This window comes from Variovorax sp. EBFNA2, assembly GCF_033802765.1.
GTDB classification, from domain to species: Bacteria; Pseudomonadota; Gammaproteobacteria; order Burkholderiales; family Burkholderiaceae_C; genus Variovorax; species Variovorax paradoxus_H.
In genome coordinates this window covers 653,909-679,800 of record NZ_CP138497.1, presented here as the reverse complement: position 1 = coordinate 679,800, position 25,892 = coordinate 653,909, and the positions used below count along the sequence as shown (strand labels likewise).

The window sequence follows — 25,892 nt, the reverse complement described above, 5'->3', positions numbered from 1 at the left end:
CATCTGCGGCGCCGATACTGGATCGGATGCTCGTCGGCGCTGGTAGAGGATGCCTCTGGCACCCGCGCTTCAGCGCGGGCTCCTCGAGGCCGGCGGCATCCTCCGCGTCTTCCGATGAATCAAGCTGCGCGGCCATGCCGCGCAGCAGTGATCGGCTCAGGGTCTGGCAATGAGGGCGAAGCGGCCATCCTGGTTCAACCGCGCCCAGTAGGCGGATGCCTGCGCGTCGTAACCGACGACGACAGGCGAAGCACCGCAGGATGCATCGACATCACCCGGCAACGTGGTCAGATAGGCGCTCTGGTAGGCCGTCTTGCTCACGCAGGCGGGCGTGCCCAAAGCGACCCACTTGCCGGAAGAACTGTCGTATCTGGCCAGCTGTGTATCGGCCACGGAACGACCTTTGGGCAACGAAAACTCGAGCACGTAGTTGTCGCCGCGCTTGTCGTTGTCCAGCGTCCATCCGCCTTTGGCGTTCGCGGGCAGCATGACCGGCGTCTTGCCCGCTTCGGTCCCGTCGCCCAGGCTGCCGGGAAGTCCTGTTTGCATGCGGATGTCCTTGGGCCGTCCATAGGCATCGATGTAGGTTCCATCCTGGCTGACGATCCCGCTGACCAGCAGTTGATCGGACAGGGTGTCCGCCCCGGCCGCCTTCCAGTTGAGCGACACCAGCTTCTTCAGGTCGATCGTGGTGCCGCGCACCTGGACCTCTTCGTCGGGCGTGCCCTCGTTGACCACCCGGGCACGCAGATTGTTGTTCAGGTTCGGGCTGAAGCTCGCATCGCGGATGAACATGTAGCGGTACATCATCGCTTCCATTTCAAGGTTGCTGCTCGCAAACGAGTAGCCCGGCGTGGCGCTCATCGCACGCGTGCGCGTGTCGTGCCGGCTGAACGTGTCGTTGCGCCCGTCGAGCAGGCGTGCCCGGCTGCCGCCGGCGGATGTGCATGCGCTGGTGCGATACGACGGATCGTAGAGGCCGTTGCGCTGCACGTGCGCAGGCACACTGGCCGGATACACGATCTTCTCGCACCGGTCCTTCGTGCGCACGAAGCGGTCCATGAGCTTCCAATCGGGCGCCGCCAGTTGCTGGGGCGCATCGGTGTTGCTGAACACCGAGTGGGTCACGTAATACGAGCGGTAGTCGATGGCAGGCCCACTGATCTCGAAGATCGACGCATTGGCGTCGATGCTGCCGGTCGCCTCGTTCTGGACCTTCAACATCAGCATGCTCTGGATCCGCTCATGTTCGCCGAATCGGGTCTCGTAGCCCTTGTAGGCCGAATTGCCGGAGACGATCTGCGTGAACGCCAGGTCGTTGTCGTCGCGCACGACGCTGCGCGAATAGTGATGCTCGTGGCCTGACACATAGATCACGTCGTGCGCGGCGAGCAGCTTGCGGTATTTGTCGTAGGCGTCGCGGAACTTCACGTCGTTGACGATGGCGTGGCTGCCGTCGACGATGTTCTCGCGCACCAGGCCATAGCGGTTGCCCGCGAACGAGTTGTGGGTCTGCAGGATGATGTGATCCACCTTCGGGCCGTGCTTGGCCACCATGGCTTCGACGAAGTCGTAGGCGCGCTCGATCCAGCCGTAGGAGATGTTGATCAACAGCACGTTGTCGCGCACCACCACGTAGTTCTTGTTGCGCGAGCCCGGCATGTGCTCTGCGTCCGCCGGAATGAACGACTCCACGGTGTCGTACCAGTCCTGATCGATGCCCTTCGGATCGTGGTTGCCCATGATCGGAAGGATCGTCATCTTGCTTCGGTACTTGTCGGCCATCTCGCGCCAGAGCCTGTATTCGCTCGCGGTGCCGTTCTCGACCAGATCGCCCACCGCCAGCACGACATTGACGCCCGACTTTTCGTAAAGATCGAGGATGGCCTTCATCGGATGCAGCGCCACGCCCGATTCGCTGCCCTGGGTATCGGGAAGGATGCCGATGCGCAGCGTTGTGGCTGCGGGCGGTGCCGGCGTCTCGGGAGTGGCCGGTGCTCCGGCCGGCGGCACGGCGGGAAAGGCGATCCCTCCTGCGCCGCCACCTCCACCGCCGCAAGCGGTCAAGGTCAGCAGCGCCATCAGCGACAACGCGCCGACATTCGTTTTCGTTCTACGCATACCCTCTGCTCCAGACAAAGAGCGTCACGCTATCGGGGGTCCGTGTCAGGAAAATGAATCAAAAAGCACTAGGAGAGCTCGCCCTGTATTTCATCCACGGCCAATTCGACCGCCAGGCCTGAGCGCGCAGCATGGGGCGGCATCGGGCCGCTCATCGGCAGCGGCTTCGCCACCCTCGACTGACTGCCTCAATTGAGCCGCTGCCCACCCGCCGCATCAAAAAAATGCGCCTTCGCTGCCACGGGCCACAGCGGCAGCCGCTCGCCGAGGCGGGCATCGATGCGCTCGCGGAAGGCGGCCATCACCGTATGGCCGCCCAGGGCAGCGCGACCTGCGTTTCCGAACTCGTCGGCTCGACTACCACCACGTCGGCGGGCAGGCCCTGACCGGCGTCGAGGGTGAAGTTCTCCGGGCGCGTACCGTAGAGCACACGGTCGCCGTGCGTGCCGCTCGATACGTTGGCCAGCAGCAGCCGCAGGTCGTCGTCCCTCAACACATGCGGTGCGCCGTCGAGCTGCAACCGGCCGGGGATGAAGTTCATCGCGGGCGAGCCGATGAAGCCGGCCGCGAAGGCGTTGCGCGTGCGGTCGTACAGGGCGAGCGGCTCGCCGATCTGTTCGACCTTTCCTTCCTTCAGCACCACGATGCGGTCGGCCATGGTCATCGCTTCGACCTGGTCGTGCGTGACATACACCGTGGTCGTGCCCAGCCGCTGGTGCAGCGCCTTGATCTCGGTGCGCATCTGCACGCGCAACTTGGCGTCGAGGTTCGACAGCGGCTCGTCGAACAGGAAGGCCTGCGGCTGTCGCACGCAGCCATCCGGCTGGCGTTTGTACTGGGCGGTGTCGACTTGGCCCCCGCACGCGCGCTGGTCGATGCATTCACCGATACCTGTCCCATCTACAACACCTTGAGGCGCGGCGGGCCGATCGAGGCGACGGTAGCAATTTGCTGATAAATGCCGTCCCGGTGGTGCCAATGGCGTGCCGAGAGCGCGGCCCCTGATCCTGCCCCCCTAGATGCGGCAGGTCACGGGGCTGGCACGCCCCCCTATTGCAAGAGGCAAAGTGATCACGGTCTTCGGGCGTTCTCGAATGTCAGCTGGCTCGAGTCGAGCTATCAGGGGGCCTTCAACCGAAGTTCCCCAAAAGCGCATCGCCTCCTATCCCCAGGCTCTGGTCATCAGCTCGTCCATCGCATCAATGATCTGTTGCCCATGTTCCGCAAGAGAGTCGACTACTACCCCCAGTTGATCGCTCGCCACGGAGACCACCTGCAAAGGATTGAGGACGACTTCGACGCTCCCGATGCGGAAGATGGGATTCATCCGGGAGCCGGAAATGGATGAACCTGGCGCGTGCTGGCGCAAGACCAAGGGAACAACCACTCTGCGACGATAGCCATCGAATCGCGCGGATTGGATGACCACCACAAAGGGAATGCTATCTTTCTGGCTCCCTTTGTTGCGATGAACGTCGAACTGCGCCACCGGTTCAGAGCGTTGAATGCTCGTCCGCGAATGAGCCGAATTGGGTGTCGAAATCGTTCCAAGCCTGTGCGCTTGCCGTGGCCCAATCGCGCGCAGATTTGCCTTGACCGCTGCGTGCCCGCACCTCTTGGAATTCCTTCATGTCTTGAGGCGAGATCATGTAGGCAGCAGGCCGCCCGTGACGCGTGATGATGACGGGCTCGCGCTGCGCTGTGTCCAGGAGTTGCCCAAACTTGTTTTGCGCCTCCACGGATGTGACGGTGATCATGGCTCGATCCTGCAAAGTAGCTAACATGGATAGTTTAGCGTGCCAGCTGCCGATGTCCAGTCCGAGGTTGTACGTGCGCACACACCTGCGCCGCCGACTAGCTACAGACCCAGTTCTGCCTTGGCGATGATGCTGCGCTGGATTTTGTTGCTTCCACTGTAGATCGCTTTGCGGCGCGCTTCGGCCGCGTCGAGTATCTGGCTCTGCGGCCCTGCGGCCTCGAAGATCAGTTCGGCAAGCATTGACCGATCTCGGTGCCGCGGATCTCCAGGGCTGACGCCAGCCCGGTGCCAGGCGAGCTGCCCATGCTCGACAACGCGCGCAACGTGCCTGCCGCACACGCGCAGGAGTCGCCCGGCGCATAGCGGCCCGCGAAGGCAAGCGCCTCAGTTCGATTGGAAGCCCCGTAGGCCAGCACTGCAGCGGCCAGGTCCTCCAAGGCGGTGCCCACGGCCTTGAAGACGGTCCGCCCGTCGCGCTGAGTGCGTCCCGGGGTCCTGTCCGTCACTAGGTCGGCCAGCGTTCCCGCCACATCTTCGGCGGCGAACACGCCGCGCGACATGGGCCCGAGCAGTTCGCCACTCTTTTGCAACGCTTCTTGCGTATCGACAAACAGACGTGCGCCTGCAAAGCAGACATCGTCGGCTTCGCGCATCTGCGGCGTGAAACTGCCGATCAGGTCGAGGTGGCTGCGAGGCCGCAGCCACGCGCCCTGCACCACCGGCTGCGTGGCGAGCGTGGCACAGCTCACGATGTCGACGTCGTTCACCGCATGGGCGAGATCCGGCGCGACGGCCGCCTCGATGTTCTGCGCACACAGCCGCGCAGCGAGTGCCTTCGCCGCAGACGCACGGCACGCAAGGCCTCGGGAATCAGACTGCCGACACGCCCGCAGCCGACGACCAGTAGACTGCGCGCGTCGACAGGCGCGAGGTAGGACGCGGCCAGGGCCGATGCGGCAGCGGTGCGGCGCGACGTGATCTCGTTGCCGTCGATCTGCGCCAACGGCTCGCCCGTGCGTGCGTCGTACAGCACGTAGGTCGAGAACAGTCCGGGCAGGCCGCGCCGTGCGTTGTCCGGGAAGATGGTCACAGTCTTGATGCCCAGGTAGCGGTCGTGCTGCCACACGGGCATGACCAGCACGGTGCGCGGCGCGGCGTCCGTTTCGGCCTGCAGCGAATGCGTGTGCCGCAAGGTAGTCTTCGAATCCGTCCGCTCTGCACAGCGCCAAGACCATCGTGACTACAAACTTGTTTTCACTGGTGTCTCCATGCCTTGACGAACGTTGGCGCCCGCTTCAGGCTCCCCGCAAGAATTCTCGACCGTCGCGAGGTTGCGGACAGATCGAAGACCCGCAGCTAGCGCTGCATCTTCTGCCGCGCGTAGCGGCCTGGTGCCTGACCCACATGGCGGCTGAACGCCGTGCTGAAGGTACTGGCCGAGCTGTAGCCGACGCGCGCGGCCACGTCTGCCGACGCGCAGCCGCCGCGGCGCAGCAGGTCCTTGGCGATCGCCATGCGCCACGCGAGCAGGTATTCCATCGGCGGCAGGCCGACGGCGCGTGAGAAGCGCTCGAAGAACGCCGAGCGCGACAGCGCGGCCTTGCCGGCGAGTTCTTCCACCGTCCATGAACGCGCGGGGTCGGCGTGCATGTGCCGCACGGCGACGGCCAGCCGGCTGTCCGCCAGCGCGCGCAGCAGCCCCGGCGGCGCGCCTTCGCCGGGCGCCGAGCGCAGCGCTTCGATCAGCAGCACCTCGACCAGCCGGCCGAGCACGAGGTCGCGCCCCGGCCGCTGGGCCATGGATTCTTCGCGCACGAGCTGCACCAGCAGCGACAGCCGCGCGACGCCGCGCATGTGCAGCACCGAGGGCAGCAGCGACACCATCAAGGCAGCGTCCGGCGAATCGAAGGCGAAGTAACCGCCAAGCATGCGCACGTCGGGCGGGCCTTCGCGATCGCCGTGGCGGACCTCGCCGTGTGCGTCTTCGCGCGCCGCTTGTTCATGCGGATCGAGAAACACCGGCGGCGCCGGCGTGAGCCCCGACAACGTGAAGCCGGGCGTGGCCGGCATCAGCAGGAAGTCGCCGGCGGTCAGCGCCAGCGGCGGTTGCCCATCGACCGCCAGGATGCAGTCGCCCTCGAGCATCGTGCAGAAGCTGGGCTGGCCGAAGGTCGTGTAGCGCACGGCCCAGGCGCCGGCGCCCGCGATCACCTTGGAATACACGGCGCGCGGCCGAAGCAGCGCGATGACCTCGGCGAGTGGATCGGCCACGGCTGGACTCCTGCAAAAGAAATGGCGACGTTCAATGGTAGCGAATCCGGCCGGTCGCTCCTATCGTTGAGGCTCTTCATCACCCACCTCCAAGGAACTCCATTGAAAACCGCACTGATCACCGGCTGCTCGTCCGGCTACGGCCTGGCCACCGCACGCCACTTCCATGCCCAGGGCTGGCGTGTCATCGCCACGATGCGCACGCCGCGCGACGACCTCTTTCCCGACGCGCCGAACCTGCGCGTGCTGCCGCTGGACGTGACGCAACCCGACAGCATCGCCGCCGCCATCGAGAACGCGGGCCCGATCGACGTGCTCGTGAACAACGCAGGCGTCGGGCTGTTCGGCGCTTTCGAGGCCACGCCCATGGCCACCGTGCGCGAGGTGTTCGAGACCAACACCTTCGGCATGATGGCCATGGCGCAGGCCGTGCTGCCGCAGTTCCGGGCGCGGCGCGCGGGGTTGCTGGTCAACGTCACCTCGACCGTCACGCTGGCACCGATGCCGCTGGTGGCGGCGTACACCGCGAGCAAGACGGCCATCGAGGGCTTCACCGCCTCGCTCGCCCTCGAGCTGGCGGCGTTCAACGTGCGCGTGAAGCTTGTCGAGCCGGGCTACGGGCCAGGCACGCGGTTCACCGAGAACGGGGCGCAGCGCATGCAGGGCCTGATCCCGCTGCACTATGCACCGCTGGCACAGACGGTCTTCGCGGCGCTGGGCAGCCCGACAGACGTGACCACGGCGGCCGACGTGGCCGAGGCCGTCTGGCGCGCCGCGAACGACAACCAGACGACCCTGCGCTATCCGGCGGGGGCGGATGCAGTCGCGCTGGCCCGGCAGAACTGAAGGCGCGTGCGTCAGTGAATAAAAGTGGGTCTGGCGCATCGGCGGATCGTCGCCCGGCTAGTCTTGTGGTGCCGTTGCAAGAAGGCCGGGGGTATGTTCCGTTTCGGAAGCTCTTTGCTGGCGCCCCCATCAATCCCGATGCCTCGCCTGTAGCGAGTGTCGAGGCTTCCGATGGACGGCGAAGTGTTCTCCTACGAAGGCGGGTGCGGGACCTGCACGACCTATCGAATCCACATCGAGGGCGATGGATCTGCGCCGTGGCCCACATCACCCCGGGTCGGCGTGCAGCGCTTCAAGCTTGTGCTTTCCCGAACGCAGGCCGCGGGGGAAGACGACATCGAATTGCTCCAGGAAAAGTGCGTTGCCTGGATCAAAAAGGCGGGGAAACGAGGCCGACTTCCAGCGGTAGCCACACTGCTGTTGCGTTCGCGTTGACGGCCTGAGGTCATAGTTGCGCAAACAAAAGCCCGCGCGATGGCGGGCCCCGAGGTCAGTTGCCCGTCACAGCCTCTAGCGCATCCGGATCGTGCCCTGAATCACGACTCCGGGTTCACCCGCCTGCGTGGGCGCGTAGGCAGGAGCAGGAACGTAGACGGGCGCCGGGGCGTAGGCATGGCCAGGGCGATAGTGATCGTGACCCTTGCACTTGCGCTCTTCCTTGTATTCGCCGTCTTTCTTGAATTTTCGCTCCACCTTGCAGTTGCCATCCCAGTACTCTTCTTTGTACTCGCGATGACCGTGCCGGCGCTTACCGTGGCCGCTTTCATCCTTGTCCGGATCGGCCAAGGCCGTCATCGGCGCGAGAAGAATCGCCGCGGCGATGGCGATGATCGATGTGGACTTCATGGGTGTGCTCCTTTTCTTGCTTGTAGCGCATCCGGAGAGTGCGCTGTACCAACTTGTTTCAGTGCAGCACTTCCAGCGCCCATCATTGAACGGGTGGCGGAAAGAATCGGTGCACAGCCGCCGTGGCCTCCACCATGGCCCGCTTCTTTTCTTGACATGCAAACTCCGCGAACTGCGAGCATCCTGCGAGCCAGCGCCACCAGTGCTCGCTCAAGGTCGAAGGCCCCGCAAGTGCCTCCACCCCCGGGATTGCGCGGGGCGACGCAGCGGGAGTACTCGATGAGCTCGATGAAACTGGCCGCCATACCAACGCGACGGCCGTGAAATAGTGCCCAGTGCTGGCAGGGAGATCGGATTTATCAACACCACATGCCGGTGAGAATTTCTCATGTTGTTATCTCGTCCAAGCGGCACCGATCGAGTGCAGTTCCTCGCGGCACAGCTTGGCTGTAGCGTCGGCGAGTTCTCAGCCGCGTTTGGCCGCATGAAGCCTGCACTGCTGGGCAGCGTGTCGGGACATGCCTCGGTTCTGGCCGAATTCGGCGGCCGTTTTGAGCAGAGGGAGCGGGTCTACGTATTTGCCAACTGGCCGACGTTGGAGGCCGCGCTTCAGCACATCGTCGACGAGCGAAACACGGTCCGCCTCTCTGGTCCTGACGCTGAGCCCAAGTCTTCCAGCGTACCCGCCAGGGGCCAGCGGTAGCGCTATCCGTACTCAGGCTGACCGAGGTGACTCCACTTCTTTCACCGCGGGCAACTGCTTCGCGGGGCGCATCAAATTCAAGTATTCAACCCACCCGCTGATGAGTTGTAAGCGCTGCGCGAAGTCTTCTCGAAGGCTTGAGAACGCCGAGCACCGTGTCCGCAACGAATGATGCGGACTCGACAAATGGCGTGATTGATCAGTCCTCGCTTCGCGCCACACAGCGAACAGTCCAAGGTCGAGGTCCAAGAGGCGTGCCGCCAGCCCGTGTCTTTGGCATAGTAGCGCCGTGCCTGTTGATTGCCGCCGAAAATTGACCCAGCTAACGCAGTAAGGGGGTGCGGCGGAAAACTTGGACTACCAGGAGGTAGTTCATGTATTCCTACGAAGATCGGATTCGAGCCGTTGAGCTCTACATCAAGCTCGGCAAACGCGTCAGACCCACTATCCGTCAGCTGGGTTACCCAACAAAAAATTCTCTGAAGGGCTGGTATAACGAATACCAGCAGAAGCTCGACTTGCCAGCGGGCTATGCGGGCCGGCGACCCAAGTTCTCGCAGGAGCAAAAAGCGGCAGCTATCGAGCACTACCTCACTCACGACCGCTGCATTGCTGCCACCATGAGGGCATTGGGCTATCCCGGCAGAGGGACACTAACCGCGTGGGTTCGCGAGGCCATTCCTGAGGCCAGAAGGGCTGTCGTTGGAAGTGTGGGGCGACGAAGGTATTCCGGGGAGCTGATGCATGCGGGAGTCATGGAGCTTTGCACGCGTGAGGAAAGTGCGCAGGCTGTAGCCGACAAGTTCGGCGTGTGCCGGCCAACGCTGTACAACTGGAAGAACCAACTTCTGGGACGTGAGGCACCCGCATCCATGAAAAGCACCAATCAATCTCCGCCGTCGCAAGAGCGCGACGACCTTGAGCGCCAGGTTGAGTCACTGCGCCGCGAAGTCAGGCAACTTCGCCTTGAGCAGGACCTCTTGAACAAGGCCAACGAACTGTTAAAAAAAGGCCTGGGCGTCGACCTGCAGCTCCTGTCCAACCGGGAGAAGACACTGCTGATTGACGCCCTCAGGGAGCACTATGGCCTGCCAGAGCTCCTTGCACAGTTGGACCTTGCGCGTAGTTCGTACTTCTACCATCGGGCCCGCGCAGCGGTGGGCGACAAGTACCTGAAGGTGCGGCAATCCATCACCGACATCTTTGAGTCGAACCACCGCTGCTATGGCTACCGCAGACTGCAAGCATCGCTCACCAGACAGGACGTCGCGATCTCCGAGAAGGTCGTGCAGCGGTTGATGAAGCAGGAAAGCCTGGTTGTTCCAAAGCCCAGGAAGCGCAGGTATGCGTCATACCTTGGCGAGATCAGTCCAGCGCCTGAGAACCTCATCAACCGCGACTTCCAGGCCGCGGTCCCCAACGAGAAATGGCTCACGGACATCACGGAGTTCCAGATCCCGGCTGGCAAGGTGTACCTCTCGCCCATCATCGACTGCTTCGATGGAATGGTCGTCAGCTGGACCATTGGGACCAGTCCGGACGCTGAGTTGGTCAACACGATGCTGGATGCGGCCATCGAGACAGTGGCCGAAACTACTGACCGGCCTGTGGTTCACTCCGATCGGGGCGGCCACTACCGCTGGCCAGGTTGGCTATCAAGAATGAGCGACGCGAACTTCACTCGCTCGATGTCTCGCAAGGCATGCTCACCTGATAACGCAGCTTGCGAAGGCTTCTTCGGTCGGCTGAAGAACGAGCTGTTCTATCCTCGAGACTGGAAGAACGCCACCATCGAGCAATTCATCGAGGCGGTCGACTCGTACATCCGCTGGTACAACGAGAAGCGGATCAAGATCTCTCTTGGCTCTCTCAGCCCTATCGAATACCGGGTGAGCCTTGGACTTGCGGCATAAAACCAGTCCAAGTTTTTATCCGCACCCCCCTCGGGTCAGAGATCGATGGAATCCAACACCATCGGCTATCTGAAAAGCCACGCCGCCCAGCTGCCGGAAAATCTGGAGATGAACGGCGCGCCTTTCTTCATCATCCAGAATAGCGAAGCCAGCATGGTGCTTGAAAGCATCAAGCAGTTTCAGGAAGAAGAAGCGCTGATCGCCACTTTGAGAATCGTCGCCTTGGGTGAGAAAGAGCGCAAACAAGGCAAAGGAATTTCAATTGCCGAGTCCCGAGCGCACTTGGCCGCAGCTCGCCAGCGCCGCACGTAGCGGCCATCTTCATTCTTCCCGGCCCCCAGAAGGACTTGCTCTCGCTTCAGGAGTACATGTTCGACATATGGAGCAAATCCGACTGGCTCAAGGCCGAAGACGAGATTCTCGAAACTGCCGACGGCTGGTGCGCCCGGATGCGGGCATTCCAATAGCGGTTGCACGTCATTGTTGAGCCCGTACGTTCCAGCTGCGTGACCTCGCGTGCGTTCGGAAAGTGGTTCAGGCTGGCCGGCGGGGCGCAAGAAGGGCATGGGTTCTTCGGCAATGGCATCGGTCGGGGCCCTTCAATGCTGGCAGCACTCGGCTGCACTTCACCGAACTACACCACATCAGCGAGGGACGTCGTAAACGACTTGTCGCCATTCGCAAGCGCGAAATCCGGACGCCATCGCCATGCGGCATTTATTCGTCGATGCGCATGAGTCGTTAGACTTTCGCCGTCCGGCAAATCAGATATCTCTTGGCCTCCTTGCCGGATGAGGCTGCGGCATTGCCGCACTAGGAATCCAACTTTCACTAAAGAATAATTCAAATGAAGCATTTCTTCGTATTGACCTCGGTTGTTACTGCCGCTGCACTCGCAGGCTGTGGGGCGGTCAAGAACATGGACACGAACAGCCTGGCCAACGTGGGCGGCACGGCCTACAAGGCGATGTCGCTCAGCGACGGGGATATCACCGCGATGTCCGATCAGTCGTGCGCCGCCATGGACCAGAAAAGCCAGATCGCACCGGCCAACAGCCGCTATACCACACGGTTGAATCAAGTCATCAAGTCGATGCCGACGAACATCAATGGCAAGACGGCCGTCTACAAGGTCTACCTGACCAAGGATGTGAATGCATGGGCCATGGCCAATGGCTGCATCCGTGTCTACAGCGGCCTGATGGACCTGATGAACGACGATGAACTGCGCGGCGTGATTGGGCACGAGATCGGCCATGTGGCCTTGGGCCACAGCAAGGCACGCATGCAAACCGCCTATGCCGCCTCAGCGGTGCGAGGCCTGGCTGCTGCAAGCGGCGGCACGCTGGCTGCACTGTCCCAGTCGCAAGCCGGCGATCTGGGCGAGAAGTTCATCAACGCCCAGTTCTCCCAGTCTCAGGAGAGCGCCGCCGACAATTATTCGTTCGATCTCCTGACGGAGCGCAAGCTCGAGCGCAAGGGACTCGTGACGAGCTTCCAGAAGTTGGCAAAGCTCAGCGCGGGTAGCGGCAGCACGGGCAGTTCCATCTTGAGCTCGCACCCGCCGTCCACGGATCGTGCGGCCGCCATGCAAAAGCGCCTGGACGCTCGCAGTTGACCCGCGCTCCCCTGGGTCTCTCGCGATCGGTGTGAGGCGCGCCGACCGAGGGCAGGTCCCCCCGTTGCCCCTGGGGTTCGGTCCGATGTGACGGCTTGCCCGTGGCGCGTTGTTCGAAGCACCCGGTGTTCCGGCGTGGCTACTGAAATCAAGCGCGATTCGCCTCGAGGGGATCGTCGCGCTTCGAACTGCGGTATGGCTAGGTGCCAGCCAGGTCACATTTTTGGAGCTCCGGGTTTCACGGTTCTCCGCGAGTGAGCGCCATTGCGTACGACGGAGTTCTTGCCGCAAGTTCGGCGGAGAAAGCTGCGGCCGAGACCTCAGGAGTGCGGCCGTCGAGATGACCCCACGCTGGTCGGGCGCGCCGCTTGCCAGCAAAGGCGTTCATCAATTCCAAGTCGCCTGGCAAGCCAGGATCGCCATCCATCATCTCAACGGTGTCTGCGCCTGCCCGCTCGGCGGGCGCCTCATGGACAGTCGCAGCAGGTCCGCGCTGCAGCGCGGCTGGCTGTGCTGCCACTGCCTGCTGCTCGAAACCGACCGCGGCCTGGTGCTGGTTGACACTGGATATGACCTGCCTGACGTGCGCGATCCGCGCAGCCGCCTCAGCGGCTTCTTCCTGCGGCTGATGGACCCCGACTTCCGCGAGGAAATGACCGCCGTGCGCCAGGTCGATCGGCGGGGCTGCTCGGCCAATGATGTGCGCCACATCGTGCTTACGCATCTGGACTTCGACCATGCGGGTGGACTCGACGATTTGCCCGAGGCGCGGGTGCACATGATGCGCACCGAGCGCGACGAGGCGCAGCGCAGCGTACCTGGCTCAATCGTCAACGTTTTCGTCCGCAGCAGTGGAGCCGCCGCGAGCGCTGGCAGGTCTGCGCCGGAAGGAGCGGCGAGCCCTGGTGGTTTCAACTGCGTGCGTCAGTCCCAGGGGTTGCCAGGCGACATCCTCCTGGTGCCGCTCACCGGCGATCCAGCCCCGCAATCGCCGCTCGGACGGGCCGCTAGATCTGCAGCTTCACATCGACCTTCGCACCGCCCGGGCGGTGTTCCGCCGTGACGACCACCCGCTCCTGTCCGATGCGCTGGAAGTGCAGGTCCAGGCGGCTGTCGCCCACCTTCAGCTCGCGCACATGCAGGTGCTCGATGTCCGTCGGCAGGCGCGGATGGACGATCTGCACTGCGTGGCGGATGCCGTCCACGCTCAAACCGAGGCAGGCCTGCAGCAGCATGAAGACCGAGCCCGCGGCCCAGGCCTGCGGCAGGCAGGCGACCGGATAGGCCACGGGCGCCTGTCCCGGCTGCCGTTCGAACCCGCAGAACAACTCGGGCAGCCGCATGCCGAAGTGCGATGCGGCTTCGAACAGGTTGTCCAGGATGCGAGCCACGCCCTCGCGCTCGCCATAGCGCGCCATGCCCGCCGCGCACAGGGCCAGGTCGTGCGGCCACACCGACCCGTTGTGATACGACATCGGATTGAAGCGCGCGGCTTCCAGCGGCAAGGTGCGTATGCCCCAGCCGCACTCGAAGGCCGGCGCCAGCAGGCCCCGCGTGATCGCGCGGGCCCGATCGGGCGTGGGCACGCCGGCAAACAGCAGGTGCCCCACGTTCGACGAGCGCACCGCGCAAGGCCGGCTGGCACCGTCGATCGCGAGTGCGTAGAACTGCTGCTGCGGTAGCCAGAACTCCCGCTCGATGGCCTGCGCCACCTGCGCCGATCGCTGGCGCCAGTGGCCCGCGCGCGCATCGGCGCGCAGCTCCGCCAGGGCGGACATCGCGAGGAAGGCCGCACAGGCGTAGCCCTGCACCTCCACCAGGGCGATGGGGCCTTCGGGCGAACTGCCGTCGGCATGGAAGATCGAATCGTGGCTGTCCTTCCAGCCTTGGTTGGCCAGCCCACTGCTTTCGCCGCGCTGGTAGGCGAGCAGGCCCGCAGGGTGGCGCGCCATGTTGCGCTCCATCCATTCGCAGGCGGCCAACAGCGCCGGCCAGATTTCCTCGATGGTCGCGGCGTCTCCCGTGCGCTGCATGTACGCGCCGGCCAGTGCCACGAAGAGCGGCGTGGTGTCGACGCCGCCGTAGTACTGGCCGAAGGGCAGTTCGTCGACGGCCGCCATCTCGCCCTTGCGCGTCTCGTGCATGATTTTTCCGGGCTCCGCGTCGCGAAAGCTCGAGGTCTGGCGCGCCTGGCGGGCGGCAAGAAACCGCAGTACGCCCAGCGCCAGCGCCGGATCGATCCACAACGTCTGGAAGGCCGTGACGATGGCGTCCCGCCCAAACGGCGTAGAGAACCACGGAATGCCTGCGTACGGGTACGGCCCGGTGGCCATGTCGGTCGTGAGCAGGGCGAGGTCGGCGCGCGAGCGGTCGAGCCAGCTCTGGAACAGGCGCCCCGACGCGTGCAGGCGCGATCCGCGGCGCTGGCGCGCGCGCATCCGCCAGCGGGCCAGCACCCCTGCCTCGCGGAAACGGTCGGCGCCCGCCACCGCCGGCTCGGTACCCACTTCGATGAACAGCGTCCACGCGCCGCGCGCGGGCAGCGCGACCTCGAACGTCGCGCCGCCGGCGTCCAGGTGCTGCGCCGGTTCCGAGAAGTCGATGCACGCGCGGCGCTGCACCGCGTCCAGGCCGCGGTACGCAAGCACGATGCCCTGCGCGCCGATCTCGGGCGTGCCGAACTCGCCGCGCTGTGCGCGCACCTGGCCGCGCACCTCGAACATGTCGCGGAAATCCGCCGCGAAGCGCAAGCCCAGCGGCGCGCGCGCGGGCTGGTCGCTGTAGTTGACGAGCCGCAGGCGCTCGAACATCCGCGCGCCCCACAAGAAGCGCTTGCGCTCCAGGTGGATCACGCCCTGCGGCGTCGAGGTGGACCCGAGCACGGGCAGCGGCCGGTTGGTGAGGTGCGCGGTGAAGTAGACGTTGTCGCTGCTCACGCCACTGGACAGCAGCGAGGGGCGGGTGCCGTCCAGCCGCAGCACGAAGGACGAGAGCATGCGGGTGTCGTGATGGAACAGGCCGTCGACGCCGCCACCGACATCGCCATGGGCATCCATCACGAGGTAGGTGTCGGCCTCTTTCAGGACAAAGGCATGCTGCACCGCGCGCTCGGGCGCTGCCTCGGCCTGGTCGGTGGCGGGGGTCTCAAGACTCATGGCTCATGCGAACTCACTGCAAAGCGCAACCTCCGGCGCGGTGGCGCTGCTGTTGCTGCTGCGGTCTTCCTGGCCGGTGAGCCGACGGTACTGCGCCACATAGGCGCCGGCCATCGCGCGGGCCGAGAAGCGGCTTTCGAAGGCTTCCCGCACGAGGCGCCGGTCGAGCTGGTTGACGGCATGCACGGCGGCCACGGCCTGGTCCATATCCTCCACGATGAGGCCGCTGGTGCCGTCGTCGATCACCTCGGGCACCGAGCCGCAGCGCCAGCCGATCACCGGCGTGCCGCAGGCCATGGCCTCGATCATCACCAGGCCGAAGGGCTCGGGCCAGTCGATGGGGAACAGCAGCGCGCGGGCACCGCCGAGAAACGCCGACTTCTCGGCATCGCCGATCTCGCCCACGAACTCGACCCAGGGGTTGTCGCGCAGCAGCGGCTGGATGACCTGTTCGAAATAGGTCGCATCGGCCGCATCGATCTTGGCCGCAATCTTCAGCGGCAGCCCCGCCCTGCGGGCAATTTCGATGGCACGGTCGGGCCGTTTTTCCGGCGAGATGCGGCCAAGGAACGCGAGGTAGTCGCCGCTTCGGGGCTCGAAGCGGTAGGTCGACGCATCGAGTCCGTGGGGCACGGTGGCCAGCCAGTTGGCGAGCGGCAGCGGCTTGCGCTGGTGGCGTGAAATCGAAACCAGCGGGTAGCGGTTCCAGCGACGGTAGACCACCGGCAAGTCCGCGATGTCCAGGCGCCCGTGCAGCGTGGTGATCGTGCGCTGCGCCATGTCCTCGAAGAAGGGAAAGTGCAGCAGGTCGACATGGAAGTGCAGCACGTCGAATTCGTGTGCGCGCTGGCGCAGCTCGCCCAGCATGTGCAGATGGCTGGCGAGGTCCGACTTCAGCGGCGCCGGATCCAGGCGCAGCGCCTGCGCGCGCATCGGCGCGAGTTCGGCCCGCGTGCTGGTGTCGGCGGAAGCGAAGAGGGTGACCTCGTGGCCGAGATCCACCAGGGCGTTAGCCAGGTGAGCGACGACACGTTCAGTGCCGCCATAGAGCCGCGGAGGCACGGCTTCGTAAAGGGGCGCGATCTGCGCGATCTTCATCGTCAAGACAATCTCCTCGAAAGGGAATGAATAAACAAGGATGAGGGCGAAGATGGAAGGCGGGGCTTCCGGTGCGGAATATGGCCGCGGGCGTCGCGTTTTTCAAGAGGGCCCTTGTCGTGGAAACCTCCGCGCTGTCGGACGTTCAAAGACTGTCTGGTTGTTGGACTCGTTATTGTTTTGTGGAGGTGCCGATGAACCTTTTCGAAACCGTCGCAGCGCATGCGGCTGCGATGCGCCTGCCGCTGTATGCGGTCACTGTGACGAGCGTCGCGCGGCGCGCCGACGCGGCCTTGCTGTCGCTGCATTGGCATGGCTTTTTCCGGCGAACGCCGCTGAACATGCCGGGCGTGGAATTGCCGCCACGGCCGGTCGCCCAGTCGATCGCCAGGCTCGACATGTCCGGCGAGCGTCCCGACACGCTCGAGCAGGCGCTGCTCGAAGCCGCCTGGCAACTCGGCGCATGGGACTTGGAGCGCGTCGTGCGTCCGGCGTGGTGGCGGTTGGGCGCGCCGGCGGCCGAAGTCAGCGAGGCCTTGCGCGCCTTCGGCTATGCGGACGAGGAAGACGCTGCGAATGCCAAGGGCGACATGCGCGAACACACGATGGCGCAAGTGCCCGACCGGGAAGAGATGCTGCGCGAGGCCGGCCGGCGCGGCTACGTGCGCTGGCTGTTCAGGCCACGCAAATGCGGCATCTGGTCCGCCGTGCCAGACGACGCCGATGACACGCTCGACAGCACGGGCGGGCGCACGCTGCCGTGCCCTGTGGTCCCCAGCCCTGCACGCGCAACGGTGCCGCAGCGGACCGTGTACCGGCTCGGTCGCGCGAGCGCATGGGTGTTGGTCCGCGATTGAAAAAATTGGTCACAAAAAAATCGTGGGCGCGGCCTCTTGAACGCGTGCGCCGAAGCCCATAGCTCTCGCCCGCCGGCGCATGAACGCCGGTGAGAAGAACGGGCCCAGCACGCCGCCACAAGGTGGCGTGTGGGGTTCCATTGATGACCTTTATCGCTTAGGAGATCGAACATGAAACTTCATCCTCTTTACGACCGAGTGATCGTCAAGCGAATCGAGCAGCAGCGACAGACAGCCTCCGGCATCGTGATTCCGGATTCGGCCGCCGAGAAGCCCGAGCAGGGCGAGGTGGTCTGCGTGGGCCAGGGCAAGCTGCTCGCCGACGGCACGCTTCGTCCCTTGCATCTGAAGGCCGGCGACCAGGTGCTCTTCGGAAAGTACGCGGGCCAGACCGTGAAGGTGGACGACGAGGAACTGCTGGTGCTGCGCGAGGACGATGTCCTTGCCGTCGTCGAAGGCGCCGAGCGCGGCAATCTCAAGCGCGTGGCCTGAAAGAAGGTTGCGAATCCCATTCAGTTCTACAGACAGATGAGTCAAGAAGGAGCAATCGAGAAATGACTGCCAAAGACGTTCAGTTTCACGACAATGCCCGCCAGCGCATCGTCGCGGGCGTGAACATCCTTGCCGATGCCGTGAAAGTCACCCTGGGGCCGAAGGGCCGCAACGTGCTGCTTGAGCGCAGCTACGGCGCGCCGGTCATCACGAAAGACGGCGTGTCGGTCGCCAAGGAAATCGAGCTTGCCGACAAGTTCGAGAACATGGGCGCGCAGATCGTCAAGCAGGTCGCTTCCAAGACCGCCGACGTGGCGGGCGACGGCACCACGACCGCCACGGTGCTCGCGCAAGCGATCGTGCAGGAGGGCATGAAGCATGTGGCCTCGGGCATGAACCCGATGGACCTCAAGCGCGGCATCGACAAGGCCACGGCCGCGGTGCTCGACGAGCTGCACAAGCTCTCCAAGCCCATCTCCACCGGCAAGGAAATCGCGCAGGTGGCCGCACTGTCCGCCAACTCCGACGACGCCATCGGAAAGATCATTGCCGACGCGATGGAGAAGGTCGGCAAGGACGGCGTGATCACCGTGGAAGACGGCAAGTCGCTCGACAACGAACTCGATGTGGTCGAGGGCATGCAGTTCGACCGCGGCTACCTGAGCCCGTACTTCATCAACGACCCCGAAAAGCAAGTCGCGCATCTCGAAGACCCGCTCGTGCTGCTGCACGACAAGAAGATCTCCAACATCCGCGAGCTGCTGCCTGTGCTCGAAAGCGCCGCCAAGGCTGGCAAGCCGTTGCTGATCGTGGCCGAGGAGGTCGAGGGCGAGGCACTCGCGACGCTGGTCGTGAACTCCATGCGCGGCGTGCTCAAGGTGGCGGCCGTGAAGGCGCCCGGCTTTGGCGATCGCCGCAAGGCCATGCTCGAGGACATCGCGGTGCTCACCGGTGCCACGGTGATCTCCGACGAAACAGGCAAGCAGCTCGACAAGGCCACGCTCGAGGACCTCGGCCACGCCAAGCGCATCGAGGTGCAGAAGGAGAACACCATCATCATCGATGGCGGGGGCGACCAGCAGCGCATCGATGCGCGCGTGAAGTCTATCCAGGCGCAGATCGAGCAGGCCACCAGCGACTACGACCGCGAGAAGCTGCAGGAGCGCGTGGCCAAGCTCGCGGGCGGCGTGGCGGTGATCCGCGTGGGCGCGGCCACAGAGGTCGAGATGAAGGAGAAGAAAGACCGCGTCGACGACGCGCTGCACGCCACGCGTGCGGCGGTGGCCGAGGGCATCGTGCCCGGCGGCGGCGTGGCGCTGTTGCGCGCGCGTGCCGCGATCTCCGGGCTCAAGGGCGCCAACACCGACCAGGACGCCGGCATCCGTATCGCGCTGCGTGCGCTCGAAGCACCGCTGCGCGCCATCGTCACGAACGCGGGCGTGGAGCCGTCGGTGGTGGTGGCCAAGGTGCTCGAAGGCAAGGGCAACCACGGGTACGACGCCGCTACGGGCGAGTACGGTGACCTGGTCGAACTCGGCGTGGTCGACCCGACCAAGGTCACGCGCACCGCGCTGCAGAACGCCGCGTCGATCGCGGGGTTGATCCTCACGACCGACGCGACCGTGGCGGAGCTGCCCAAGCCGCAGAAGGCGCCCGCCGTGCCCGCCGGCGGCGGCATGGACTTCTGAGTCCTGGCACAGCGGCCACGGCGCACCGGAGTTCCCGGTGCGCCGTGTGCCGGAAGTGCCGCCGTTTTTGGGGGCTGGAGCAGCGCAGCTTCAACGCCGCGAAGCGGCTGCTGGTGTGGCCATCGCACGGAAAGCGATGGCGCTGAAGACAGGTCCAGAACGGAAAAGGCCGGGCGCTGCATTACCGCGAGAGCTCGACCGCGGCCATCAGGAAGCGGAACACGACCGCCACCACAAACGTCACGCCAACGCTTGCAAGCCAGCCCTGACGCCGCCGCCAGGCGCACGGCGGGCGCTGACCCGCCTCGGTGATATCCGTCGCCATGGCGCACCTTGCCGCGAAAGACCGGTAACTCCAAGCCGTGTACATGAGGATGACCGGAATGATCAGCAGTGCGCCCACGAGCGCAAAGCCCTGGCTCTGCGGCGGCCCGGCCGCCTGCCAGATCGAGATGTCCGGCGGGATCACGTTCGGCCACAGGCTGATGCCCAGGCCCGTGTAGCCGAGGAACAGCAGCGTCAGCACGAAGGGCGCGGCATGCCGGTCGCCGCGCAGCGTGTGCAGCAGCCGCCACGCCACCACGCCCGCCAGCAGCGGCACCGGTAAAAAGCACAGCAGGTTCGGCAGCGTGAACCAGCGCTGCGCAATGGCTTCGTGCGCGAGCGACGTCCACACGCTCAGCATGCCGGTCACCGCGAGCATCGCCCACACGAGCGGTCACATACGCTGCTGCAGCTCGCCCTCGGTCTTCATCACGAGCCAGGTGGCGCCGAGCAGCGCATAGGCGGCCACCGGCGCGAGGCCGGTGAACACCGAGAAGGGCGAGATCCAGTCGAACGCGCCGCCGGAGAAGTTGCCGTCGACCACTTTCCGTCCGTCGAGGAACGCGCCCAGCGCCACGCCCTGGAAGAAGGTGGCGGTGAACGAACGCCGCCAACCGCGCACAAAGAGCGGTCAGAAAGCGCCCACGCACGGTACGCGGCTAGCGGGTCAAAAGGCGGTGGGATGACCGGCACTGTCGATCTCGGCCACCTTGGTGCGCGCCAGTTCGGCACGCAGCCAACCGCCGGCCTTGCCCAGTGGGCGCGTCTTGTTCCACAGTAGATCGACGCCCAGCAGCCAGTCTGTGTGCGGGTAGGCGCCCAGCTGCAGTTCCACCAGCTCGCCCTCGGCCAGTTCGCGCCGCACGAGCATGCGCGGCAACGTGGCCCAGCCCAGGCCCGCGCGGGTCATCTCCAGCAGGGCCAGATAGCTCTCGGCGCGCCAGCACCGCGGGGCGTCCAGGTATTCGGTGCTGGGCAGCCGCTCGGTGTGGGCGCTGAAGGCGAGTCGCCGGTGCTGGTGCAGGTCACTGAAGTTCACCGTGGCCAGCGCCGCCAAGGGGTGCGCGCGCGCGACCACATGCGCCATCACCAGCTTGCCCATCTGCACGAAGTCCAGCTCGCGCGCATAGCCCGGTTGGGCAAAGCCGATGCCCAACTGCGCCTCGCTCTGCCACACCAGCGCGCTCACATCGCCGTGCAACGGATGCCGCACCTGCAGATCGACATGCGGGAAGCGTTCGGCGAAGGCGGTGAATGCGGGCATCAGCACGTTGTAGGGAATCTCGATGGCCAGCGTGAGGGCGGACTCGACCGCGTCGGACAGACTCTGCGCATGACCTTCGAGCGCCAGGCAGCGATCCAGCACGCTGTGCGCTTCGCGCAGCAGGCGGCGGCCGGCCTCGGTCAGCGTGGGAACCTTGGTCGCGCGGTCGAACAGCACCAAGGCCAGGTCGATCTCGAGGTTGCCGATGGCCGCGCTGACCGTCGACTGGGTCTTGCCCAGCTGACGCGCCGCCGCCGAGAAAGAGCCGGCTCGCGCCACGGCCACGAATGTCTCGAGCTGCTCCAGCGAATAGCGCACGCGTTCCTCTCCCATCGATAAAAGCGATGAATACTAACTTTGACTCCCGAAGGAGGCCATCGATCATCCGTGCGGCCCGGCGCCGACCCAAGGTTCCGGGGCACAGACCTACAACACGGAGACTTTCGATGAACCCCTCTTCCCGCGTCCACCCCGTGGACGAAGTGCTGCCCGCGCAGCAGATGGCAACCTACGGCCTGCAGCACGTGCTGGTGCTCTATGCGGGCGCAGTGGCGGTGCCGCTGATCCTGGGCAGTGCACTCGGACTGACGCCGGCGCAGGTCGTGACGCTGATCAACGCCAATCTGCTGACCTCGGGCATCGCGACGCTGATCCAGACGCTGGGCTTCTGGAAGTTCGGCGCGCGCCTGCCGTTGGTGCAGGCCTGTTCGTTCATTGCGCTGGCGCCGATGATCATGATCGGCAAGGAATACGGCCTGCCCCATGTGTTCGGGGCGGTCATCGCGGGCGGTGCGATCACGGTGCTGCTGGCGCCGGCCATCAGCCGGCTGCTTCGCTTTTTTCCGCCGGTGGTGATCGGCAGCCTCATCACCGTGATCGGCATCTCGCTGATGCCGGCCGCCGCCATCTGGCTCGGCGGCGGCAATCCGGACGCGGCCGATTTCGGCAGCGCGCCGAACCTGCTGCTGGGGCTGGCGACCATCGCCATCACGCTGTTCGTCTACGCACGCTTCAGCGGCTTCATCGGCAACCTGGCCGTGCTGCTCGGACTCGTCGCCGGCACGGCCATTGCGGCGGCATTCGGGCTCACCGACTTCGTGCAGGTGGGCCATGCGGCATGGTTCGAGATCAGCGCACCTTTCGCATTTGGCCTGCCCGCGTTCGGCGTGGCACCGATCCTCATCATGACGCTCGCGATGATGGTCATCATGGCCGAGACGACCGGCAACTGCCTGGCCATCGGGCAGATCGTCGGGCGCCCCTCGACACAGACGACGCTCGGCAACGCCTTCCGGGCGGACGGGCTGGCGACCATGATCGGCGGCGTCTTCAACAGCTTTCCGTACAACGCGTTCACGCAGAACACGGGGCTCATCGCGTTGTCGGGTATCAAGAGCCGCTACGTGGTGGCATCGGCCGGCGCGATCATGGTGCTGATGGGGTTATTTCCCAAGCTCGGCGCGCTGATCGCCTCGGTGCCGCGGCCGGTGCTCGGCGGCTGCGCGGTTGTGATGTTCGGTATGACGACCGTCGCCGGCATCCAGGAGTTGTCGCGTGTGCGCTTCGAGGGCACGCGCAACGCGATCATCGTGGCCGTCTCGGTGAGCGTCGGCGTGCTGCCGATGTCGTTCCCCGCGCTGTTCGCGCATGCCAGCGGGCCGCTGCGGCTCGTGCTCGAAAGCGGCATATTCCTGGCCGCGATCACGGCGGTGCTGCTGAACCTGCTGCTCAACCGCGGCGCGGCGGCGCTGGCCGAGGAAGAGGCGCCGGCCGTCATCGCGCGCTGAGCGCTTCTTTCCCCCCTTGTTTTTTCTCCTTTTTTCACTTTCCGACGGACTCTCACTGCCATGAATTCCAGCCCCGCCCCTGTTTCCCTTTCGCCGCGTGACCTCGAGTTGCTGCGCATGACGATCGCGTTGTCGCAAGAATCGAAGGGGCGTGGCCGGCATCCTTTCGCCGCGCTCGTGGCCGACGAGAACGGCCAAGTGGTCGTCACCGCCGGCAACAACTCGATGCCGCCGGAGGGCGATCCGACGCAGCATGCCGAGCTGGTGGCGGCCGCGCAAGCGGCGCGGCGGCTGAGCCCCGAACAGCTCGCGCGATGCACGCTGTTCACCAGCGCCGAGCCCTGCTGCATGTGCGCCGGCGCGATCTACTGGACGAACATCGGCCGCGTGGTCTATGCGCTGTCGGAGCATGCGTTGCTTGGATTGACCGGTGACCATCCGGAGAATCCCACATTCTCGTTGCCCTGTCGCGAGGTGTTCGTACGCGGCCAGCGCCGCGTCGAGGTCGTGGGTCCCTTGCTCGAAGACGAGGCCGCCGCTCCGCATCGCGGCTTCTGGAGGCTGCAGCACTGAGCGCTCGCACCACCAGGTTCGCGCTGCAGGGCAGGCGGATCGCCGCCTCCATCGCTCACCATGAAAAAAGCCACCGCGGACGGTGGCTTCGGAGGGCGTCAGGGACGGCTCAGGTGGGCGCGCCCTGGTCGGGTTTGCCGAAGTCGCAGACGCCTTCCGGGAAGATGGTCTGCAGCTTCAGGATCTCGGCCGGCGAGGGCGTCCATGGCCCGTAGGTGCCGTCGGCCACGGCCGCGTCGACCGACTTGAGCGCGCACTTGAAGATGCCGCCTTCGATCGGCCCGCCGGCCACGATGCGCGAGGTGCCGTACATCGGGAAGGCCTGGGTGCAGCTGCCCTTGGGCTGGGTGTCGAGCACGCCGGCCCACACGCCGGCGCCCTTGGCCATGAGCGCACCGTCTTTGTCGAAGCAGCTGTCCACCGCGCGGTCGGGGCGGTTGTCGGCCACGCTGCGGCCCGGATGGGCGCGCATCTGCGTGATCCATTCGTCGATCACCTCCAGGGCCATCGGCGTCTGATCGAACTCCTTGCTGGCGCCGCGCGTCTCGGTGAACCAGATCGCCTGATGGTCGGAGTTGCCCATCTTGTGGCGGATGCGCTGGCGGATCGCGAACGACTGGTGCACGTTGTGCATGTTCAGCTTCTGTTCGAGGTACGGGTGCCAGTCGATCGTCGGGATGTCGGTCTTGCCGGTGAAGACCAGGCCCGAGCGCTGCATCGCCTTGATGGCTTCGAGGTCGCCATGGGTGCGCGGCGCCGGCACGTCGGGCGCGGCCGGATTCCAGCGGTTCATGTTGCGGCGACCCCAGGGGTCGAAATAGTTCGGGTCGGCCGCCACCTTCTGGACCTCGGACAAGCCGGTGCCGTTGTACGGGAAGCCCTCGGGCACCATCTCGCTCATGCGCTTCCAGCCGCCGACCTTCAGGTTCAGGTCCAGGAACTCGGCCACGGTGAGCTTGCCGTCCTTCATCGACTGCAGGCCGTACTGCACGCCCACGTTGTCCCAGGTGGAACGCGGGTAGCCGTCGGCACCGATGCCGTAGACGTTGCGCACATCGTCATAGTGGCTGAAAGGGATCGTGCCGAAGGCGGCCATGTCCATGCGCGCGGCGCCCTTGGCCATGATGCCGTCGGCGTCGAACTTCGGATTCATCGCGCCCGCCGTCAGGCCCATCCAGGCGGCGCGGCATTCGGTGGAGCCGGCGGCCATCTTCACGTCGGGCAGGTAGGGCTGCAGCGGGAAGAATGGGTTGGCGACGCCGGCCTCGGCATTGAAGCCGACTAGCATCGTGCGGTTCTTGATGTCGCTGGTCCACTTGGTGTTGGTGCGGTCCGTCACGTCCATGTAGTGCTCGAGCAGTTCGCAGTCGCCCACATGCGGAATCTGTCCCACCATATCGGGGTAGGGCTGCACCGCGATGGCCGCGTCGATCAGGCCCGGATGATTCTGCGGATACAGGTACTGCTGGATACCGCCACCCGAGGCGCCCAGGCCCACGGTGTAGCTGGGCATGCCGTAGCGCTTGATGAAGCCCTCCTTGGTCATGAGCGCGGTCTCGCCGCCGAGGATCATGTCGTAGTGCTCGCCCGTGCGGTTGCCGGTGGAGTAGGCGATGGCGTAGCCCCTGCCGATCGCATCGACCAGACCGGCGCGCTTGTCCGCGCGGCCTTGGTAGTGGCCAAATCCCACGCCGCCCTGGAAGTGATAGACCAGCCGCTTGTTCCACAGGCTGGTGTTGGGCTTGGCGGGGTCTTCACCGAACGGCGCGAGCATCACGTACTGGTAGATGAAGCGGTTGACGGTGCCGCGTTCCCAGCGCACGATGAAGTCGACCTCGCGTCCGTCGGTCAGCGTCGTCTTCGCGATGTTCGCCGGGCGTGAACCGTCGGCGGGCATCGGCAGGTAATGGCTGTGCGTGGTGCCGCCCACAGGCATGTAGTAGTACAGCACGTAGGGTGCGATCGAGCAGTGCTGGCTGTGGCCGACGGTGGCGCCACCTCCGTCCTTGACCGCGAAGTACTTCGGATCCGTGGTATCGACCAGTGGCTCCTTGCCCAGCTCGGTGACGACGGAGCACACGAAGGGCTCCTGCTTCGGCCCCGCGAAGATCGGGCCGGTGATGGGGTGGTTGGTGAGCGTGAGCCTGTCGAGCTTGCCGCGCGTCTTGTGGCGCAGCTCAAGCGTGTTGGCGCCAAGCTTCAGGCCCGTCACCAGGCCTTCGAGTCGCTGAGCGTCGCCCTCCAGCGCGGGCGATATCTTCGCGTCGTTGAGCCACAGCTCGATCTGCGCCTGCTCGGCCTGCGGTGCGAGCACCGCGATGCGCGCATCGCCGCCCGACACGTGCTCCGGCTGGCTCGAGAGCAGCTGAAGGGAAATTTTCGACGCGGGCGGCGTCGTCGGCGGTGGTCCGGAGGAGGGCGGCGGCGATGAAGGAATGAACGGCATCCCGCCGCCGCCACCACCACTGCCGCCGCATGCGGCGATCACGATCGCGCCGGCCGTACAGGCCGCGATCTGTTTCCATGAACCCATGTGAATGTCTCCTAGATTTTCTTTGTCGACAGGCGCGAGCCGTC

The 25,892-nt window shown here is 65.2% G+C and carries 21 protein-coding genes and 3 pseudogenes; 11 read left to right on the top strand and 13 right to left on the bottom strand.

Translation table 11 applies throughout. The annotated features are described in order from the left end of the window. Positions 1-156: 156 nt before the first annotated feature. The 7 genes and pseudogenes from RZE79_RS33650 to RZE79_RS33620 all read right to left on the bottom strand — a co-directional run bounded on the left by RZE79_RS33650 (position 157) and on the right by RZE79_RS33620 (position 6,151). Positions 157-2,121 carry a metallophosphoesterase gene (locus tag RZE79_RS33650; RefSeq protein WP_319361766.1) on the bottom strand — a complete coding sequence of 655 codons (1,965 nt, stop codon included), beginning with the start codon at positions 2,119-2,121 and terminating at the stop codon, positions 157-159. 301 nt (positions 2,122-2,422) lie between these two features. Then, positions 2,423-2,932 carry an ABC transporter ATP-binding protein gene (locus RZE79_RS33645; protein WP_373696590.1) on the bottom strand — a complete coding sequence of 170 codons (510 nt, stop codon included), beginning with the start codon at positions 2,930-2,932 and terminating at the stop codon, positions 2,423-2,425. 351 nt (positions 2,933-3,283) lie between these two features. Further along, entirely contained in the window at positions 3,284-3,610 is a 327-nt protein-coding gene (locus tag RZE79_RS33640) for a CcdB family protein (RefSeq protein ID WP_319361764.1), read from the bottom strand. Positions 3,611-3,614: 4 nt separating this feature from the next. After that, on the bottom strand, positions 3,615-3,878 hold the full coding sequence (locus RZE79_RS33635) for a type II toxin-antitoxin system Phd/YefM family antitoxin (protein WP_319361762.1): 264 nt from the start codon (positions 3,876-3,878) through the stop codon (positions 3,615-3,617). Positions 3,879-3,979: 101 nt separating this feature from the next. Next, the gene (locus RZE79_RS33630; RefSeq protein WP_319361760.1) at positions 3,980-4,120 is read right to left on the bottom strand and encodes a hypothetical protein; all 141 of its coding nucleotides are present in this window, start codon (positions 4,118-4,120) and stop codon (positions 3,980-3,982) included. Next, a pseudogene (locus RZE79_RS33625) lies at positions 4,105-5,012 on the bottom strand (ornithine cyclodeaminase family protein). The gene RZE79_RS33630 and the pseudogene RZE79_RS33625 overlap by 16 nt, the downstream one beginning before the upstream one ends. 224 nt (positions 5,013-5,236) lie before the next feature. Then, positions 5,237-6,151: an AraC family transcriptional regulator gene (locus tag RZE79_RS33620; protein WP_319361758.1), complete on the bottom strand. Its 915-nt coding sequence runs from the start codon at positions 6,149-6,151 to the stop codon at positions 5,237-5,239. Between the two features lie 102 nt (positions 6,152-6,253). On the opposite strand from RZE79_RS33620, the gene RZE79_RS33615 reads away from it, so the two are divergent. Beyond that, positions 6,254-6,997 (top strand): SDR family oxidoreductase, encoded by a 744-nt coding sequence (locus tag RZE79_RS33615; RefSeq protein ID WP_319361756.1) that lies wholly within the window; start codon positions 6,254-6,256, stop codon positions 6,995-6,997. 510 nt (positions 6,998-7,507) lie between these two features. Here the strand turns inward: RZE79_RS33615 and RZE79_RS33610 are convergent. Further along, on the bottom strand, positions 7,508-7,843 hold the full coding sequence (locus tag RZE79_RS33610) for a hypothetical protein (RefSeq protein WP_319361754.1): 336 nt from the start codon (positions 7,841-7,843) through the stop codon (positions 7,508-7,510). Positions 7,844-8,231: 388 nt separating this feature from the next. Between RZE79_RS33610 and RZE79_RS33605 the strand changes: the two genes are divergently transcribed. The 5 genes and pseudogenes from RZE79_RS33605 to RZE79_RS33585 all read left to right on the top strand — a co-directional run. Then, complete coding sequence (locus tag RZE79_RS33605) at positions 8,232-8,546, top strand: hypothetical protein (protein ID WP_319361752.1); 315 nt, start codon at positions 8,232-8,234, stop codon at positions 8,544-8,546. A gap of 374 nt (positions 8,547-8,920) precedes the next feature. Further along, positions 8,921-10,459 carry an IS3 family transposase gene (locus tag RZE79_RS33600; RefSeq protein ID WP_319355680.1) on the top strand — a complete coding sequence of 513 codons (1,539 nt, stop codon included), beginning with the start codon at positions 8,921-8,923 and terminating at the stop codon, positions 10,457-10,459. Positions 10,460-10,504: 45 nt separating this feature from the next. Continuing rightward, positions 10,505-10,771: a type II toxin-antitoxin system Phd/YefM family antitoxin gene (locus tag RZE79_RS33595; RefSeq protein ID WP_319361750.1), complete on the top strand. Its 267-nt coding sequence runs from the start codon at positions 10,505-10,507 to the stop codon at positions 10,769-10,771. Positions 10,772-11,306: 535 nt separating this feature from the next. Continuing rightward, positions 11,307-12,077, top strand: a complete 771-nt coding sequence (locus RZE79_RS33590; RefSeq protein ID WP_319361748.1) for a M48 family metalloprotease — start codon at positions 11,307-11,309, stop codon at positions 12,075-12,077. A gap of 415 nt (positions 12,078-12,492) precedes the next feature. Beyond that, positions 12,493-13,050 (top strand): annotated as a pseudogene (locus RZE79_RS33585) (MBL fold metallo-hydrolase); the annotation flags it as partial. A 34-nt stretch (positions 13,051-13,084) separates the two neighbouring features. Here the strand turns inward: RZE79_RS33585 and RZE79_RS33580 are convergent. Both RZE79_RS33580 and RZE79_RS33575 read right to left on the bottom strand, forming a co-directional pair. Next, a complete protein-coding gene (locus RZE79_RS33580; RefSeq protein WP_319361746.1) occupies positions 13,085-15,232 on the bottom strand; it encodes an amylo-alpha-1,6-glucosidase in 2,148 nt (715 codons plus the stop codon). Between the two features lie 3 nt (positions 15,233-15,235). Further along, a complete protein-coding gene (locus RZE79_RS33575) occupies positions 15,236-16,330 on the bottom strand; it encodes a glycosyltransferase family 4 protein (RefSeq protein ID WP_319362391.1) in 1,095 nt (364 codons plus the stop codon). A 194-nt stretch (positions 16,331-16,524) separates the two neighbouring features. Here RZE79_RS33575 and RZE79_RS33570 point away from each other — a divergent pair, with 194 nt between their 5' ends. The 3 genes from RZE79_RS33570 to groL all read left to right on the top strand — a co-directional run bounded on the left by RZE79_RS33570 (position 16,525) and on the right by groL (position 19,367). Beyond that, positions 16,525-17,187 carry a diguanylate cyclase gene (locus tag RZE79_RS33570; protein ID WP_319361744.1) on the top strand — a complete coding sequence of 221 codons (663 nt, stop codon included), beginning with the start codon at positions 16,525-16,527 and terminating at the stop codon, positions 17,185-17,187. Between the two features lie 171 nt (positions 17,188-17,358). After that, the gene (locus tag RZE79_RS33565) at positions 17,359-17,679 is read left to right on the top strand and encodes a co-chaperone GroES (RefSeq protein ID WP_319361742.1); all 321 of its coding nucleotides are present in this window, start codon (positions 17,359-17,361) and stop codon (positions 17,677-17,679) included. Between the two features lie 62 nt (positions 17,680-17,741). Next, on the top strand, positions 17,742-19,367 hold the full coding sequence (groL, locus tag RZE79_RS33560; RefSeq protein WP_319361740.1) for a chaperonin GroEL: 1,626 nt from the start codon (positions 17,742-17,744) through the stop codon (positions 19,365-19,367). 308 nt (positions 19,368-19,675) lie between these two features. On the opposite strand, the pseudogene RZE79_RS33555 reads toward groL, so the two are convergent. Together RZE79_RS33555 and RZE79_RS33550 are read right to left on the bottom strand one after the other, a co-directional pair. Next, positions 19,676-20,295, bottom strand: a pseudogene (locus tag RZE79_RS33555) (cytochrome d ubiquinol oxidase subunit II); the annotation flags it as partial. A 63-nt stretch (positions 20,296-20,358) separates the two neighbouring features. Next, a complete protein-coding gene (locus tag RZE79_RS33550) occupies positions 20,359-21,273 on the bottom strand; it encodes a LysR family transcriptional regulator (protein ID WP_319362390.1) in 915 nt (304 codons plus the stop codon). 128 nt (positions 21,274-21,401) lie between these two features. Between RZE79_RS33550 and RZE79_RS33545 the strand changes: the two genes are divergently transcribed. Beyond that, the gene (locus tag RZE79_RS33545; protein WP_319361738.1) at positions 21,402-22,742 is read left to right on the top strand and encodes a nucleobase:cation symporter-2 family protein; all 1,341 of its coding nucleotides are present in this window, start codon (positions 21,402-21,404) and stop codon (positions 22,740-22,742) included. Positions 22,743-22,802: 60 nt separating this feature from the next. Next, positions 22,803-23,315, top strand: a complete 513-nt coding sequence (locus tag RZE79_RS33540) for a nucleoside deaminase (RefSeq protein ID WP_319361736.1) — start codon at positions 22,803-22,805, stop codon at positions 23,313-23,315. A gap of 109 nt (positions 23,316-23,424) precedes the next feature. Here RZE79_RS33540 and RZE79_RS33535 read toward each other — a convergent pair whose 3' ends face one another. Continuing rightward, the gene (locus RZE79_RS33535; protein ID WP_319361734.1) at positions 23,425-25,848 is read right to left on the bottom strand and encodes a DUF6351 family protein; all 2,424 of its coding nucleotides are present in this window, start codon (positions 25,846-25,848) and stop codon (positions 23,425-23,427) included. Positions 25,849-25,892 lie beyond the last annotated feature (44 nt).